Annotated in this window: 13 protein-coding genes; 2 read left to right on the plus strand and 11 right to left on the minus strand. The window is 37.9% G+C overall.

Going from position 1 to position 16,506, the window contains the following annotated elements:
- Positions 1-13 precede the first annotated feature (13 nt).
- Positions 14-1,036, minus strand: a complete 1,023-nt coding sequence (gene holA, locus PHT93_RS06775; RefSeq protein ID WP_300241004.1) for a DNA polymerase III subunit delta — start codon at positions 1,034-1,036, stop codon at positions 14-16.
- The gene (locus tag PHT93_RS06780; protein ID WP_300241006.1) at positions 1,036-1,812 is read right to left on the minus strand and encodes an AMP nucleosidase; all 777 of its coding nucleotides are present in this window, start codon (positions 1,810-1,812) and stop codon (positions 1,036-1,038) included. Before PHT93_RS06780 ends, holA begins: the two co-directional genes overlap by 1 nt.
- Positions 1,813-1,858: 46 nt before the next feature.
- On the opposite strand from PHT93_RS06780, the gene PHT93_RS06785 reads away from it, so the two are divergent.
- A complete protein-coding gene (locus tag PHT93_RS06785; protein ID WP_300241008.1) occupies positions 1,859-2,308 on the plus strand; it encodes a type I restriction enzyme HsdR N-terminal domain-containing protein in 450 nt (149 codons plus the stop codon).
- A gap of 16 nt (positions 2,309-2,324) precedes the next feature.
- On the opposite strand, the gene PHT93_RS06790 is transcribed toward PHT93_RS06785, so the two are convergent.
- From PHT93_RS06790 to PHT93_RS06830, 9 genes are all read right to left on the minus strand, one after another.
- The gene (locus tag PHT93_RS06790; protein ID WP_300241010.1) at positions 2,325-2,543 is read right to left on the minus strand and encodes a hypothetical protein; all 219 of its coding nucleotides are present in this window, start codon (positions 2,541-2,543) and stop codon (positions 2,325-2,327) included.
- A gap of 144 nt (positions 2,544-2,687) precedes the next feature.
- Positions 2,688-3,902, minus strand: a complete 1,215-nt coding sequence (locus PHT93_RS06795; RefSeq protein WP_300241012.1) for a tetratricopeptide repeat protein — start codon at positions 3,900-3,902, stop codon at positions 2,688-2,690.
- 41 nt (positions 3,903-3,943) lie between these two features.
- The gene (gene gyrA, locus PHT93_RS06800) at positions 3,944-6,499 is read right to left on the minus strand and encodes a DNA gyrase subunit A (RefSeq protein ID WP_300241014.1); all 2,556 of its coding nucleotides are present in this window, start codon (positions 6,497-6,499) and stop codon (positions 3,944-3,946) included.
- Between the two features lie 185 nt (positions 6,500-6,684).
- Positions 6,685-7,659, minus strand: a complete 975-nt coding sequence (locus PHT93_RS06805) for a type I phosphomannose isomerase catalytic subunit (protein ID WP_300241016.1) — start codon at positions 7,657-7,659, stop codon at positions 6,685-6,687.
- A gap of 33 nt (positions 7,660-7,692) precedes the next feature.
- A complete protein-coding gene (locus PHT93_RS06810) occupies positions 7,693-9,702 on the minus strand; it encodes an alpha amylase C-terminal domain-containing protein (protein ID WP_300241018.1) in 2,010 nt (669 codons plus the stop codon).
- 111 nt (positions 9,703-9,813) lie between these two features.
- On the minus strand, positions 9,814-10,608 hold the full coding sequence (locus tag PHT93_RS06815; RefSeq protein WP_300241020.1) for a M48 family metallopeptidase: 795 nt from the start codon (positions 10,606-10,608) through the stop codon (positions 9,814-9,816).
- Between the two features lie 134 nt (positions 10,609-10,742).
- Complete coding sequence (locus tag PHT93_RS06820) at positions 10,743-12,044, minus strand: glycoside hydrolase family 57 protein (protein WP_300241022.1); 1,302 nt, start codon at positions 12,042-12,044, stop codon at positions 10,743-10,745.
- 19 nt (positions 12,045-12,063) lie between these two features.
- The gene (locus PHT93_RS06825; protein WP_300241024.1) at positions 12,064-13,326 is read right to left on the minus strand and encodes a glycosyltransferase; all 1,263 of its coding nucleotides are present in this window, start codon (positions 13,324-13,326) and stop codon (positions 12,064-12,066) included.
- Between the two features lie 12 nt (positions 13,327-13,338).
- A complete protein-coding gene (locus PHT93_RS06830; RefSeq protein WP_300241026.1) occupies positions 13,339-15,273 on the minus strand; it encodes a glycogen debranching enzyme N-terminal domain-containing protein in 1,935 nt (644 codons plus the stop codon).
- A gap of 619 nt (positions 15,274-15,892) precedes the next feature.
- Between PHT93_RS06830 and trxA the strand changes: the two genes are divergently transcribed.
- Positions 15,893-16,363 carry a thioredoxin gene (trxA, locus tag PHT93_RS06835; protein WP_300241028.1) on the plus strand — a complete coding sequence of 157 codons (471 nt, stop codon included), beginning with the start codon at positions 15,893-15,895 and terminating at the stop codon, positions 16,361-16,363.
- Positions 16,364-16,506 lie beyond the last annotated feature (143 nt).

Raw genomic sequence — 16,506 nt, forward strand, 5'->3', positions numbered from 1 at the left:
TAATTGTTGATTATTAATGCAATATAGTATATATAAGTTCCTTAAGCAGTTCTGAATCTGATACAGAAGTATTTCCAACCCCTTTTGATTTTGCATCTGTATCTCTTATAAATCCTATTATACGAAAAGTTTTCATCGCTGAGTAGTGCCGCAATCCTGAAGAATAATCTTTCACAAAAAAAGCACTTCGCATCCCAAGCGCCGCCATTAATCCATTTTCAGATCGGTCTTTGGAATAAAAACAAATAAACAAATTGGTGAAATAATTAAACAAGACGGGTAACACCATTTGGATGGGATTACTTTTCGGATTTTTCTCTAAATATTGAATAATGCGATTTGCCTTTAAAATATCTTTTACAGCCAAAGCCTTAATCAATTCAAAGCTATTATATTCTTTACTTATACCGATATTCTCTTCTATTAATTCTGGAGTGATCCGATTTGATCGTTTTTCAAACAATATAATTGCCAGCTTATCCAACTCTTTCACCAAGCGACCTAAATCATTACCTATATAATCAGACAGCATTTGAGTTGCTTTCTGATCTATGTCCACTTTCCTCTGCTGAAGCAATCCCGAAATAAATCCCGGCAACTTATAATCCGGCACCTTTTTTGATTCGAAAAGGACTCCTACTTTCTCAACTGTTGCTGCAAGTAACTTCCGCCGATCAAGTGTCTTATATTTATAGTTTAAAACAAGAACTGTGGATTGAAGCGGATTCTTTACATAGTTAGTCAACACCTCTATATCCCTTATCATCTGTGCTTCACGAACTACGATTAGCTGATATTTAGACATCATAGGAAAGCGTTTGGCTGCATTTATTATTTTTACAGCATCGGTATCAGCTCCATACATAATAAGTTGATTAAAGTCCCGTTCAGTTTCTCCGACAACAGTCTCAAGTAATAAATCCGTTATCTGATCCATAAAAAACGGTTCCTCTCCCATCAAAACATAGACAGGACTGAATTGTCCGGCTTTAATTTCTCTTATAATGCTCTCATATGTATATTCTTTCTTAGCCATTACCAACTAAAACGGATATGACGGATCGTTTTCTTTCCGTCAATAATTTGATGAAGTGAATTGATTCCTAACAATACGTGTTCCTTCGCAAAACTTTTCGTTACTTCTTTGTCGCTTTCTTCAGTTTTAACACCACTTTCAATCATTGGCTTATCAGAAATCATTAACAAAGCTCCCGTTGGGATTTGATTGGCAAAGCCTGCAGTAAGTAAGGTCGCAGTTTCCATATCAATCCCTGTGGCATGTGTCCTTACAAGATATTCTTTAAAGGTATTATCAAACTCCCATACACGTCTATTCGTAGTATAAACTGTCCCTGTCCAATAGTCTTTTCCCGCATCCCTTATTGCAGAAGAAATAGCACGTAACATGGAGAAAGCCGGAAGCGATGGTACTTCGGGAGGAAGATATTCATTTGATGTTCCTTCACCTCGTATGGCGGCTATCGGGAGCAGGTAATCTCCCAAATTATTCGCTTTTTTCAGTCCTCCGCATTTACCCAAAAACAAAACTGCCTTTGGCATAATGGCTGAAAGCAGATCCATTATTGTTGCAGCGTTAGCGCTTCCCATACCAAAATTAATGATTGTCACTCCTTCTGCTGAAGCATTCGGCATAGAGCTTTTCAAACCTTGAATGGGTACATTAAAATATTCTGAAAACAACTCTACATATTTAGTAAAATTCGTAAGTAAAATATACTTTTCAAAATCTTCCAGTTTACGCTCCGTATAACGCGGAAGCCAATTTTCTACTATTTCTTGTTTTGTCTTCATTTATCGCTACCTTTGAATATGATTATTCAAGGACAAATATAAGTAAATGCTTGCATTAAATCTACCTAAATTCGATGTTAAACTCTCTGTCAAAAATGGTAAGCCGGCCATATTTGACAGGTTAAGGAAAAAGTACGTTATAATAACACCGGAGGAGTGGGTAAGGCAGCATTTCGTAAATTTTCTTCTTTCAGAAAAACACTACCCGGAAAATCTGACAATAAACGAGGTGGGAATAAAATTGAATAATACCTTAAAGAGATGCGATACGGTTGTTTACAATCACCTATTAGAGCCATTAGTAATCGTTGAATACAAAGCACCAACAATAGAAATAACAGGAAATGTTTTTGATCAGATTGTCCGTTACAATATGAGCTTAAAAGCACATTATCTGATCGTCAGTAATGGATTACGACATTTCTGCTGCAAAATAGACTACGAGAAAGAGAATTATTATTTCTTAGAAGATATCCCTCCATACGAAGAGTTATAGTATAGAGAAAAGAATTTTAAAAGATTTGATTTGTACGTTTATCAAAGATTGCTGCAGTCTTGTGGCTTGCATAATATTCAACGGAGTCCACATAGAAAACTTTTTGAGAATTAGTATTATCAATCACTACAGCATCCACGTTCTGAGTAGAGGATGAATCTTTTACTTCTTTCTTATCAAACAAAAAAGAATATCCTAAAATAATACAGAAAAAAGAAAATATCAATGCTTTCATAAATCTCCAAATTACATTCCATTTAAATACAGAGATGATATTTTAACGAGAAACGTTGCATTATATTATATTTTTTATCATTTTTCTTAATAAAAAAGCCCTTACTATCCGCAAAGGCTTTTTTCAAATTACTCGTATAATTACTTAATTATTTAATTTCGCGTCGATATCTTCAAACTCTTTACCCATATCCAGATTATAATAAATACCGCGCAATGCAGTCATATATTCCGTATTTTCGGGTTTTAATTGATGAGCTTTTTCAAAATAAGGTAATGCTTTTTTGAAGAAATCTTTTGCTTTTGCCAGCTCTTCCTGATACAATTTATTATCATTGATCATATTTGCTTCACCTTGTTTATTTACTCCTTGATTATAATATACACGTCCCAGATTTGACAAGAACTCTACATTTTCAGGATCAAGTTCAATTGATTTCAAAAAGTACTTCTCTGCATTGTCATAATCTTTTACACCGGCTTCATATACACGTCCCATAACATCATACAACTGAGCATTGTTTGGTTCCTTAGCAATTGCCGTATTCAAAAATTCAATAGCTTTATCATTTCTGTTTGAATAAATATAGGTATTGATTAAGCTCAATAAATAATATTTTTCTTCAGGGAATTTTGTTAAACCTTCTTCAAGTGTTTTTTCAAAGTTTACTGTATCTTTTGCTTGTTCATACTCATAACAAAGATATTGATAAACATCATTTTGTCTAAATTCCGTATTTTTTGCACGTTCCAAAGCAGCAATCGCAAGTTTTGAATCACCCAATTGAGTAGCAGCTACTGCAGCGTAGAACTGTACGGTCATAAAGTTAGAGTCTCTTTCTGCAACTTTTTCTCCTTTAAACATAGGAAGATCAGAGATTGTAAGATACTGATCAAAGAAACCATAAGCTTTCTTGTAATCTTTTTGATCAAAATAATATGCACCACCATTAATATAATAAACATGATCTGCGCTTAAAATGCTCTTGATATCTTTCGTATATTTAGGTTTGATTTTTCCTTTTTCATTTGGCTGTTGATCTAACTCATACGCCTTAATAAAATAAGGTAGAATTGCTCCTAAAGCTTCATACATTACAGGTTCATTAGGCGTTTGACCTAATATCTGTTTTGTTCTTTCAGCACTGAATTGTTGATCTTCCACATAACCGGCTACAAACCAAGTCTTAGGATCATCTTTTGTTTCTGCATTATCCAAAGCTCCTTTAATAAGAGTTCTAGCCTCTGCGAAATCCTTATTAGATTTAGCCAGGCCTTCGGCTTCCTTCACTGCTTTTTTTTGGGCGAAAGTTGCTGTTGCTGCTATACAAAGAGCAACTGTAAGTAATACTCGTTTCATTACAATTATGGATTTGAAATTAAAAATTCATTATTTAATAATTATTCTTTTGTTTCCGAATTATCTGCAATATCAGCACTCTGGTCATCATTAGTTTCTGAAGTTTCCGGTTCATCCGGTTCCGACAACACCTTACACACAGAAGCTATTTCGTCATTACGTTTTTCAAGATTAATTAAACGAACACCTTGCGTAGCACGTCCGATAACACTCAAGTCAGCAACGCTTACACGGATTGCAATACCCGATTTATTTATGATCATCAAATCATTTTCATCAGTAACATTCTTAAACGCAACTAACTTCCCTGTTTTTTCGGTAACATTAAGCGTCTTCACACCTTTTCCTCCGCGACTTATTATCCGGTAAATAGGATCACCGTTTTCGTCATCCAAAGCTGTACGTTTTCCATAGCCTAACTCTGAAACGACAAGTATGGTGTCCGCTTCTTCTCCTTCCTTCTTTTTAACGCAAACCATACCTACAACTTCATCTGTTGTATCGTTAGATAGCGTCATACCACGTACTCCTGCTGCAGTACGTCCCATTACGCGTACGTCACTCTCATGGAATCGAATTGCACGTCCATTCCTGCTTGCAATCAGAACTTCATTATTTCCATTCGTCATACACACCTCGATCAATCCGTCATCTTCACGCAGAGTAATTGCATTCACTCCATTTTGACGCGGTCTTGAATAGGCTTCAAGCGATGTCTTTTTAATAACTCCTTTTCGTGTACAGAATAATAAATAATGTGAGTTTATAAATTCTTTATCCGTTGTCAATCTCTTTACACGAATAAAAGCATTTACTTTATCATCCGGTTCAATATTCAACAAGTTTTGAATTGCTCTTCCTTTTGCGTTTTTGGCACCTTCCGGAATTTCGTAAACCTTCAACCAATAACATCTACCTTTTGCCGTAAAGATCAACAATGTAGCATGCATAGATGCCGGATAAATATATTCTACAAAATCTTCATCACGGGTTACAGACCCTTTCGCCCCAACTCCACCGCGTCCTTGCGCACGGAATTCACTTAACGGCGTACGTTTTATATAACCTAAGTGAGAGATCGTAATAATCATTTCATCATCTGCATAGAAATCTTCGGGATTCAATTCTTCTGATGCGTAAACAATATCTGTTCTACGTTCATCCCCGAATTTGTCTTTGATTTCCTGCAATTCATCTTTTACCACCTTCATACAAACATCCTCATTTTCGAGAATTTCAGTTAAATAGGCGATAAGTTTTTCTATTTCTTCGTATTCGGCACGTAGTTTACTTTGTTCCAGACCGGTCAACTGACGTAGGCGCATCTCAACAATAGCACGAGCCTGAATTTCGGTAAGATTAAAGGTTGAAATAAGATTTTCAATTGCCTCCTGAGGACTTTTTGACCCTCTGATTATGGCAATTACCTGATCAATATTATCAGAAGCAATAATCAAACCTTGCAGGATATGAGCACGTTCTTCCGCTTTTTTCAGTTCAAAACGAGTTCTTCTAAGCACTACCTCTTGTCTATGATCAATAAAAGCTTTAATCATATCAAAAAGGTTTAACTGACGAGGTCTGCCGTTCACCAATGCAATATTATTCACACTGAACGAAGACTGTAACGCAGTCAGCTTATATAATTTATTAAGAACCACTCCGGAATTAGCATCTCTCTTGACATCAACCACGATACGCATACCATTACGATCGGATTCGTCATTTACATTAGAGATTCCATCTAAACGCTTTTCGTTAACCAATTCTGCGATAGACTTGATCAACTCTGCTTTATTTACTAAGTAAGGAATTTCCGTGATAATGATTTTCTCGTGATTGCTTTCTGTTTCTATTTCAGCCTTTCCGCGCAACACAATACGACCACGCCCTGTTTCAAACGCTTCTTTTACTCCGGCATACCCATAAATAGTTGCACCCGTTGGAAAATCAGGAGCTTTCACATATTCCATCAATTCCTCTACTGAAATATCTCCACGAACATCAATATAGGCCATAGAAGCATCAAGCACCTCACTCATATTATGAGGAGGCATATTCGTTGCCATACCTACAGCAATACCGGACGCTCCATTAATAAGCAAATTCGGAATACGTGTCGGCAATACAGCCGGTTCTTTTAAGGTATCGTCAAAGTTCAGTTGAAAATCGACTGTATCTTTATCAATATCGCGAAGCATTTCTTCAGCCAATTTACTGAGTCGGGCTTCGGTATAACGCATTGCGGCCGGGCTGTCTCCATCAACGGAACCAAAGTTACCCTGACCATCAACTAACGGATAGCGTAACGACCACACCTGAGCCATACGCACCATAGCAAAATACACGGATGAATCTCCGTGTGGGTGATATTTACCTAAAACTTCACCAACAATTCTCGCAGATTTTTTATAAGGTTTATCGGATGTATTACCCAATTCATTCATTCCGAACAATACACGGCGATGAACCGGTTTAAAACCATCCCTCACATCAGGAAGAGCACGAGAAACGATCACAGACATTGAATAATCAATGTAAGCCGACTTCATTTCTTCCTCGATGTTAATCTTTATAATCCTGTCTTGATCAACCATTTAGTTTTTTATTAATTACTATCAATATCCAACCCTCAAAAAAGTGCACTAAGGTAGTGTTTTTCCAACGATTACGAAAAGAATTAAAGCCTTTTTTAGGTTTTATCACTTCTTGCATAACAGTTAAACATTCCTTTGTCTAATACACTATTCTTTGAGCAAACTTAAAGAAAAAACAGACATCATCAAAGAATATATGTCTCCATCAATTTAACAGAAGGCGATGGGATAATTTCCACAGAAGTCGTATCCGCAGGAATCAACACTGTCTGTCCTTGTTTAACGTTTATTTCTTGTCCGTTATTATCCTTAATCACAGCGTTACCAGCCATGCAGATATAAATTAGAAAGGAATCTATTCCTGAAGAATCGCGTTTATACGGCGTATCATATTCCAACAGGTTAGTCGTAAAATACGGACAGCTAACCAGTTCTACTTTTTCATTTTCTTTGCGCGTATAATGTGTGCGATAATCCGGATAAAGCGTATAATCGATTGCATCTTTTGCCAATTCCGTATGCAATTCGCGTCCGTTTCCGTTTGCATCACGGCGATCATAGTCATAAATACGATACGTTATATTACTGGTCTGTTGTATTTCTGCGACAAAGCAACCGGCTCCGATTGCATGAACACGACCTGCCGGTAAAAAGAAAACATCACCTGCATTCACATCATAACGCTGCAAAACATCCATAATCGTATTGTTTTCTACGCGTTTCACATATTCTTCCGCATCTATTTGTTGCGAAAATCCGGAATATAGAGCAGCTTCAGAAGAGGCTTTAATAACATACCACATTTCTGTTTTTCCAAATGAATTATGACGTTTACGCGCCAGTTCATCGTCCGGATGCACCTGAATAGAGAGGTTGTCGCACGCATCAATAAATTTAATCAATAAAGGAAACGTATTTCCGAAACGGGCAACCACCTTTTCTCCCATCAATCTTTTCCCATAAGTCTGAATCAGTTCATCAAGCGATTTACCGGCCAACGATCCGTTTTCCACAACAGACACGTTTCCTTCAACATGAGAAACTTCCCAACTCTCGCCAATACCTTTTTGTACTGGGGTAATCCCTTTAAAAGGGCATATATCAGCTCCTCCCCAAATCACAGATTTAAGGATAGGCCTGAATGTAAATGGATATAACATATGATTTATAATAAATTATAATGTAAAGTGTTCTTAATTAATTTTTCGGAGCACAACTGCACTTCGAGCGGGTAAATATAATTTCAACCATCCTTTATTCTCTTCTTTATATAACGGGTCAAAAGCCGTAAAATGATGAATCGAATCATCTGAGAGCCCATTCCCTCCAAAATGTATGGCATCTGTATTCAAAACAACTTCATATTCACCCGGAGGAGTCAGGAATCCGTAATCCGTAAAAGATTTAGCCGGATTGTAATTAAACACAAAAATTAAATTTTCGCGCATAAAAGCCAACACCTGATCGCCATCATTATCCCAAAGTTTCTGAATCGGAGTTTCCTGAAAATGTTTTACGCTTTTAATAAGACGAAGCATCTCCGTGTCAAAATCACTCAGAAAATGATATTTTAAATCCGGATTATCTGCCAGTCCCCATTGCCGGCGAGCATATTTATGAGACCACCCGTTTCCTTCTCTTGGGAAATCGATCCATTCAGGATGTCCGAATTCATTCCCCATAAAATTCAGATAGCCCCCATTGATAGTAGAAGCTGTTGCAAGACGTATCATTTTATGCAATGCTATACCGCGTTCCACCATCAAATTCCGATCATCTTTATGCATATGCCAATACATCTCTGCATCTATCAGACGGAAAATAATCGTTTTATCGCCTACCAATGCCTGATCATGACTTTCGGCATAACTTATTGTTTTTTCGTCCGCACGACGATTGGTTGTTTCCCACCAGATCGAAGACGGATGCCAGTCTTCGTCTTTCTTTTCTTTGATAGTCTTAATCCAATAATCCGGAATATTCATGGCCATTCTGTAATCAAAACCATATCCTCCATCCTCTGCTTTCACCGCCAGTCCCGGCATACCGCTTACTTCTTCGGCAATTGTTATCGCCTGAGGATTCACTTCATGGATCAATTTATTCGCTAAAGTCAGATAAGCTATCGCATCACCATCCTGATGTCCGTTAAAATAGTCGTCATAACTCATAAACGCCTCGCCCAGTCCGTGACTGTAATACAACATCGATGTTACTCCATCAAAACGATAACCATCGAACCCATATTCCTCGAGCCAAAATTTGCAATTGGACAATAAGAAATGAAGCACTTCATCCTTTCCGTAATCAAAGCAAAGAGAATCCCAGGCAGGGTGTTCTCTTCTACTTCCCGTATGAAAATATTGCCCGTACGAACCATCAAACCGCCCTAATCCTTCTGTTTCATTTTTCACAGCATGGCTATGTACAATATCCATGATAACGGCAATACCCATTTCGTGTGCATCATCGATCAGATGTTTTAATTCTTCAGGTGTACCAAAACGTGACGATGCCGCAAAAAAGCTACTTACATGATATCCGAAAGAGCCATAATAAGGATGCTCCTGTATCGCCATGATCTGAATTGCATTGTATCCGTATTTAGCTACACGGGGAAGTACATTACGCCGGAACTCGTCATAAGTTCCGACCTTCTCTTCCGCTGTTCCCATGCCGATATGACATTCGTAGATTAACAGAGGGTTCGTATCCGGCTTTATTTTTTTATGTTTAAAAGAATAGGGATGCTCCGGACTCCATACCTGAGCACTGAATATTTTTGTTTGATCATCCTGTACAACACGACGTATCCAGGCAGGAATACGCTCTCCTGCTCCTCCTTCCCATTCCATAAGAAGCTTAAACAGATCACCGTGATGTATGCTGTCTAAAGCTAATTCAATCTCCCACACCCCATTTTCGGAGGCAGCCAAACGATAGTTCTCATCTTTTTGCCATCCGTTAAATGAGCCAATCAGATATATTGCTGTGGCATGAGGAGCCCATTCTCTGAAAATCCAGCCTGAATCAGTTCTGTGCAGTCCGAAATACATGTAACCGGAAGCAAATTCAGACAAGGATTGTTTGCCTCCCCGAGTCAGGGATTTTTCTTTATCAACAGCATAATCAAACCGTCCTTGAATTGAATCTGCATATGGCTCCAACCAAGGATCATTCTTAATCAGTTTTAGTTTTTGCATGATTACTTCCGTTTCATTTTGTATTCCAAACAAAGGTATAAATAAAAATGAAAGAAAATCATCAGAATGATCCCGGAAAGCCGCCCTAATCTTTTTTAAGGTTTCGTTTTCTTATTTTTGCATATATTTTTTTGCTTCTGGCAAAAACTTCTGTATTTCTGAAATTCGATTGCCGTCACTGGGGTGCGTGCTCATTATCTCTGGAACATTCGCATTTGATGCTGTTGACATTTTCGTCCAAAACGATACCGCTTTTTCAGGATTATAGCCTGCTATAGCCATAAAAATAAGTCCCATATGATCCGCTTCGTATTCATGTTTACGCGAATAGGGAAGCATTACTCCGTATTGAGCTCCTAATCCGTAAACAGTACCGGCAAGTGTCTGAACGGCTGAGGAACTCCCACTAACTGCCTGGTCAAGTACCGATGCACCATATTGTGTCAGCAATTGTTGACTCATTCTTTCATTTGAATGTTTCGCTACCGCATGAGCGACCTCATGTCCGACAACAACAGCTAACTCATCGTCTGAATCAACTAATTTCAACAAACCTTCATAAACTACGATTTTGCCGCCCGGCATACAGAATGCGTTAACCTGATCTTCATTAACAAGGTTAAACTCCCACGCAAAATTCTGCACTTCCGACTCTAATCCGTTAGCCTTTAAATAGGCCTCTGTCGCGGCAGCAATTTTTTTTCCAACTCTTACTACTTGTGCTGTTTTAGTTTTATTTGTAGAAAGCTTTGCAGTCTTAATGTAATCACTGTACTGTGTAAGACTTGAAGTTAAAACTTCCTGATCAGAAACTAAAAGCATTTGTTTTCTTCCGGTTAAAGGCACACTGCCACAACTACTTAACGTAACAAGAGCAATAATCCAAATTAAAATTTCCTTATTCATAACTATTCATACATTAAATTATGCAAAAATACAAGAATACTTAAATATTCAAAACATTAATCACCTACAAATAACATAAATAAAAAGGGCAGACATCAATCCACCCTTTTACAAATTACTATTTATCAATTTGTTCAATCTGTAGTCAATTTCTTTTCAGCTTTTTTTTTCGCATTAGCTAATTCTTTGCGTAATTGTTCAATCTCTATACCTTGATTACGAATTGTTGTCAACAAGGAATTTAGCTCTTCGTTTTCAATGGAGGTTGGGAAGAGAGCCGTAACGCGGACAATAAAATCAGACAACACATTCATATAGTTATTGAATGCATCATACGCATTCTCATAAGGGCTGAAGCCCACGTGTCCACGCTTTGTATTCATATAATAGAAGTGATCGCTACTTTGCAGATACGTCCAATCCTGCAATATCCTCCTGTTATCACTCAGTCGTACGCGTTCACCTATCTCATTTATTTTACGAAAAGCCTCTTGTTGCAACACATTTCCCAACCAGGAACTACAATCTTTCTCCTCATCAACCCAAGACATCGGATAGGGCACGGAGATAGAATCAACCGGTTTAAGCAATGAGAACACTTCGGACGGCATCGAAAAACCAATTCCTTTTTCTGCTGCAAAACGCGGCAAAGCCTTGAAGAAGTCAAATATTCCGGTTTCAGCCGCATTCAATGTACCCAACACTTCATAATTCATAAACAAACTGATGATTTGTTCTGATTCCGGAGTAGAAGCAATCCAAGACATATATTTATCTGCAGTCAAAGGATATTCGTTCCAACTATAATTACTGAATCTCATAGACAGGTCTTCACTGAAACGGTCATTTTTCAGCAATAGTCTCAATTGTGGCTGGACCGCTGAAGAATACATATAGTTAGGACTTTTCCATCCCAACACATGTTTTGCACCCTCCGTAAGCATCCCACGGAAGCCCATCTGATAAACGGCATCGGAAATATCATCAGAATAAATCAGTTCAGTGTTCCTGAACACCTTCGGTTTCACTCCAAAAAGCGTATAGATTTTATCTTTATGCCTCTTTACCTGTTGTTTGAATTCTTCTTCATCGCCAAGAGAAGCTAATGAATGAGCGTATGTTTCCGCCAAAAATTCCACATTCCCGGTCTGAGCCAATTCCTTAAAGCTATCAATTACTTCCGGCGTATATATTTCCATCTGCTCCAAGGCAGTACCGGAGATCGAAAAGGCAACTTTAAACTTACCACCACTGGTTTTGATCATATCCAGTATCGCTCTATTGGCCGGCAGATAAGTTTTTTCTGCAATCCGACGAATAATTTCTTCATTTTGGAAATCATCATAATAATAATGATCATTTCCTATATCAAAAAAACGATATCTTTTAAGCCGAAACGGTTGGTGTATCTGAAAATAAAAACAAATCGTTTTCATACCTATAATATTTATTCTTTTATTTATTCATTACCTGTTCGTAAATACGACGCACTTTCTGTCCGGCATATTCCCATTTGATATTATCGACTTCCTTTTTCCCTTCTTCCTGCAGGAACTGATGCATTGCCGGATAGGTTATTATCGAATACATGGCATCTGCCATTGCTTCTATATCCCAATAATCCACTTTTACGGCATAGTCAAGTATCTCGGCACATCCGGATTGTTTGGATATAATAGAAGGAACGCCACACTGCATAGCTTCTAAAGGCGAGATTCCAAATGGTTCGGATACAGAAGGCATCACATAAACATCACTGGCTTTCAGAACTTCATACACTTGTTTTCCTTTCATAAATCCGGTAAAGTGGAAACGGTCGGATATTTTCCGGGAAGCGACTAAACGAATCATCTTATCCATCATATCTCCACTTCCTGCCATAACAAAACGGGCATCGGGAGCCTTTGCCAGCACTTTTGCTGCTGCTTCAACAAAGTACTCCGGTCCTTTTTGCATGGTTATACGTCCAAGGAAAGTGATGATCTTATCGTGTACGCCTTTTTTATCCTGAATGGCTAAGATTTCCGGGCTAAGCGGCTCTACGGCATTATGTACCGTTGTTACTTTAGCCGGATCTTGATGATATTTTTCAATCACAGTCATTCGCGTCAGATTACTAACCGTAATAATATGATCGGCATTATCCATTCCGTTTTTTTCAATGGCATAAACGTCCGGATTCACATTACCCCGACTACGATCATAATCGGTAGCGTGCACATGAATAACCAATGGTTTTCCGGAAACATTCTTTGCATGTATGCCGGCCGGATAAGTCAACCAATCATGTGCGTGAATCACATCGTATTGTTCAGTTCTTGCAATAACTCCGGCAACTATCGAGTAGTTATTTATTTCTTCCAATAAATTATCGGGGTAACGTCCTGAGAATTCGATACAACCTAAATCATTGACATGTCTATATGAAAAATCAGCATAAATATGATCGCGATAGTTATAGTAATTCTGGGGGTCCATGTATTTTTCCAATCGCTCTCTGACGTAGTTCATATCCACATCACGCCAGACAATGGGAACATTGCATACCCCTACTATTTTGAGAAAACTCTGGTCTTCATCTCCCCAGGGTTTGGGTATGCAAAATGTTATCTCCATATCAGGTTGCATAGCCATCCCTCTCGTTAATCCGTAGCTGGCCGTGCCTAACCCTCCTAATATATGCGGTGGAAACTCCCACCCAAACATCAAAGCTTTCATATCAGTACAGCTTTATTCATCGTTATACTTCTTCAATAAATCAACCACCCGAAGAATAGAGGCTACATTCATCGCAAATGAAATAGCTCCTCTACTTGTAAACGGAGGATTTCCATCAAACAATTCAGAAATTGTTCCTGCGCAATGCAATGACATTTCTTCCTCCATACTAATCAACATACGTTCGGCAAAGGAAACACCACTCATTCCGAACACTTTCAAATAGGCCTCCAAGTATGCCCCAAGCAACCAGGGCCAGGCTGTTCCCTGATGGTACGCCAGGTCTCGTTGATCTTGCGGACCGGTGCAGTAAGGAATATATCCTTCACTTTTCGGACTCAATGAACGTAATCCTTTCGGTGTCAGCAATTCTTTGGTCACATAATCCAAGACTGCCCTTTTTTGAAGACGGGTTAATGGAGAATACGGCAAAGCAACAGCAAAAACCATATTCGGACGAACACTCCAATCTACAGCAGTTCCGGTTACCGAATCAAACAAATAATTATATCCGTTCAGAAAAACCTCTGTAAATGACAGTTCTATTGATTGTATCGTTTTTTCAATTTTATCACTGACGGCACTGTTCTGCATTTCTTTATAGAAACAAAGCATATTATACCACAAGGCATTGAATTCAACAATATACCCCGTGCGTTTTACCACCGGTTTACCTCTGAATGTCGAGTTCATCCATGTGATAGCCTTATCTCTTCCATTGGCATAAAGCAATCCGTTTTCCATCAATTTCATATCCGGATGCTTTTGTCCTATAATATATTCTATACTTTCTTCCAGAAAATCGCCATATAATTCTTTCGCCTTTTCTACTCCCTGAACACGAGCATATTGCTGTATTGCCCAAACTGCCCATAACAGAATATCCGGATGTTCTATTTCTTTAATAACCTTATCCGTTTCTTCTTTCTGCATAAAATTGCGCAAAGCAGGAATAGCGGTATGCATTATTTTTTCAAAACGAACCGGATCATCAATCGAAAGCGTACATCCTGGTAAAGCGATGAACAAGTCTCTCGCCCGAACACCGAACCAGGGATAGCCTGCTAATAAATACGCGTCATTTTCGGTTGGACGATAATAAAACTGTTGAGCGGAATTTTTCAGGCAATTATAGAAACTCGTACGAGGAGTACGAAGATTCACTTCCAGTTCAAATAGGAATTTTAATTTTGTCGTAGCCACCTGTAAATCTCCGGCACTGAAATAAATAGACTCACCCTTTTTAATCGGCACTTCGAAATAACCGGGTACGTACAAATCCTCTTGATACGGATAGCCTCTCTCCTGTTCTTTAGAATATTCTATACCGTTATACCAGTAGGGTTCAAATACAAACTTAGCCTTCTTACTGAACTGCATATGCAGTTCTGGATAACCAGGGTACATACATGTTTTAATCCCGTTTGGAATTTCCGTATAATTCTGATTCACATACCCATTCTGGTGAGTTAGTTCCTTCACGCTGCGAAAAGCTAAAAACGGGCGGAATCTCAACGTCGTAGGTGAATGAGCATCTTCTAATGTATATTTAATCATGATACGGTTTTCATACATAGAAAAGACCTTTTCTTTTGAAAAGATGACCCCTCCTACCCGGTACAACGTGCGAGGAACTGTTTCTGATGAAAACTCTCGAATATATTTATGTCCCTTAGGACTAAAATTATCTCCGGAATATTTATGAATGCCCAAGTTAAACTCTGCTCCATGCTGAATAACTGTCTCATCAAACGATGAAAGTAGAACATGATTATCCTCTCCCAGTGCAGGCACAGGCATAACCAGTAGTCCATGGTATTTACGTGTATTGCAATCCACAAATGTGGTACAATGATAAGCACCTAATCGATTCGTTCGGAGAATCTCTCTTGTTAAGGATTCTTCCAGATTTATCATTATGGTCTTATCAAATTTAAGATAACTCATAAAGTCACTATATATTTTTAAAATTCAGCTATTATTTCCCTATAGATGTAACAATGTATCAAAAGTATCATTAAAAAAACAGAAAAGCAAACCCATATTAATACAGATTTGCTTTTCGTAATTTAGTATCTTTTTAAGAATTTGAAAAACAACATGTTGATGATTTATATATTCACCGGTTGTGTTTTCAAACACATTATATATAAAAGAAAGCCGCACTGAGGATATGAACAAACTCCGTATGACAGGATTTGAGTGCTTTGCCACCTTTGTAATCCGCTGTGCTAAGCATACCTCGAAAGGCGCGGCCCGCCATTAGCGACAAGAGCTATGTCTCGGAATTAAAAAAACTGATGAGTTTCCCAATCAATCAGCGCGGCTTAACTCTTCACTTTCTTTAAGACAAAGGAAAATAAAAATCTCGACATAACCAAACAAACCCGCATCAAACCTACGTTTCAAAGAAAGTTATATAACATATGATATTAAAAGGAATTTCTCATCATAAATTGTTATATAATTATGTGGTTTTATATTTATTGTACCGCGTATTTTGAATTACATAATATACTATTGGTTTTTATTTTTATTTTTGCGAAAACAAATTAAATCAATGAAGATGAAAAATTTAAGAATCGTATTTTTCTTAATTACAGCTTTTACTTTTGCTAATTCTTTTCTACGTGCCCAAACTGAGGAAGAAACGGGGAAAGTGATTGTTTTGGATAAAGCAACATTCCTAAATAAAATATACAACTACGAAAAGAATCAGGATGAATGGATATACGAGGGTACGAAACCGTGTATAGTTGATTTTTACGCAGATTGGTGCGGTCCATGTAGGCAGGTTTCTCCTATCCTCAAACAGCTTGCGAAGGAATACAAGGATCAGATAATTGTATATAAGGTAAATGTTGATAATGAAAAAGAGTTAGCGAGCGCTTTCGGAATACAAAGTATCCCGACTATTCTTTTTATTCCGAAATCGGGACAACCGCAATTGGCTATGGGGGCATTTCCTAAAGAAACATTTGAAAAACAGATTAAGGAATTTCTGTTAAAACAAGATGGAAAATCCAGTCCAGATTGACCCCGTAAACCAAATAAAATTGCCCCCTTGCTCTAAAATAAGGTTGCCCCCTCTATCCAAAATAAAAATGACCCCATTGAAATGTAAACCAACATAGATTTTATACTTTCAAGAAAGTACAGCTTGTAGGAAAGGAAAATAAA

Source organism: Massilibacteroides sp. (assembly GCF_028705895.1).
Lineage (GTDB): Bacteria > Bacteroidota > Bacteroidia > Bacteroidales > Tannerellaceae > Massilibacteroides.

What these genes read in the sequence shown, in the direction of transcription:
- holA (WP_300241004.1), bottom strand. Translation starts at nt 1,036, where the DNA reads ATGGCTAAGAAAGAATATACATATGAGAGCATTATAAGAGAAATTAAA.
- PHT93_RS06780 (WP_300241006.1), bottom strand. Translation starts at nt 1,812, where the DNA reads ATGAAGACAAAACAAGAAATAGTAGAAAATTGGCTTCCGCGTTATACG.
- PHT93_RS06785 (WP_300241008.1), top strand. Translation starts at nt 1,859, where the DNA reads ATGCTTGCATTAAATCTACCTAAATTCGATGTTAAACTCTCTGTCAAA.
- PHT93_RS06790 (WP_300241010.1), bottom strand. Translation starts at nt 2,543, where the DNA reads ATGAAAGCATTGATATTTTCTTTTTTCTGTATTATTTTAGGATATTCT.
- PHT93_RS06795 (WP_300241012.1), bottom strand. Translation starts at nt 3,902, where the DNA reads ATGAAACGAGTATTACTTACAGTTGCTCTTTGTATAGCAGCAACAGCA.
- gyrA (WP_300241014.1), bottom strand. Translation starts at nt 6,499, where the DNA reads ATGGTTGATCAAGACAGGATTATAAAGATTAACATCGAGGAAGAAATG.
- PHT93_RS06805 (WP_300241016.1), bottom strand. Translation starts at nt 7,659, where the DNA reads ATGTTATATCCATTTACATTCAGGCCTATCCTTAAATCTGTGATTTGG.
- PHT93_RS06810 (WP_300241018.1), bottom strand. Translation starts at nt 9,702, where the DNA reads ATGCAAAAACTAAAACTGATTAAGAATGATCCTTGGTTGGAGCCATAT.
- PHT93_RS06815 (WP_300241020.1), bottom strand. Translation starts at nt 10,608, where the DNA reads ATGAATAAGGAAATTTTAATTTGGATTATTGCTCTTGTTACGTTAAGT.
- PHT93_RS06820 (WP_300241022.1), bottom strand. Translation starts at nt 12,044, where the DNA reads ATGAAAACGATTTGTTTTTATTTTCAGATACACCAACCGTTTCGGCTT.
- PHT93_RS06825 (WP_300241024.1), bottom strand. Translation starts at nt 13,326, where the DNA reads ATGAAAGCTTTGATGTTTGGGTGGGAGTTTCCACCGCATATATTAGGA.
- PHT93_RS06830 (WP_300241026.1), bottom strand. Translation starts at nt 15,273, where the DNA reads ATGAGTTATCTTAAATTTGATAAGACCATAATGATAAATCTGGAAGAA.
- trxA (WP_300241028.1), top strand. Translation starts at nt 15,893, where the DNA reads ATGAAAAATTTAAGAATCGTATTTTTCTTAATTACAGCTTTTACTTTT.